This window comes from Anaerobacillus sp. 1_MG-2023 (assembly GCF_030547345.1).
In the GTDB taxonomy this organism is placed as follows: Bacteria; Bacillota; Bacilli; order Bacillales; family Guptibacillaceae; genus Guptibacillus; species Guptibacillus hwajinpoensis_B.
The window spans coordinates 1-250 of record NZ_JAUORD010000183.1 but is presented as its reverse complement, the minus strand read 5'-3'; the positions used below and the strand labels follow the sequence as shown (position 1 = coordinate 250).

Sequence of the window (250 nt, the reverse complement as noted above, 5' to 3'; positions counted from 1 at the left end):
GCTGGAATTTCTGTCGCATTTGCAAATAAAAGAATGAAAGTGATAATTACATACCCTAAAGCCATGAAAGGAACAACTTTTTCCGAAACAGTAGCAATTCGCTTAACACCGCCAAAAATAATGATGGCAAGTAATGCAACAAGAACAATGCCAGTGATGCTTTTATTAAGACCAATTGTGTTTTCGAATCCAACAGCAATTGTGTTGGCCTGAATACCAGGAACTAAAATTCCGTAACACAGGGTAACAA

1 protein-coding gene is annotated in these 250 nt (G+C 37.2%); it reads right to left on the bottom strand.

Annotated elements, in window-relative coordinates:
• The coding region (locus Q4550_RS23785; protein ID WP_303536727.1) for an alanine:cation symporter family protein at positions 1-250 on the bottom strand (250 nt) is incomplete at both ends.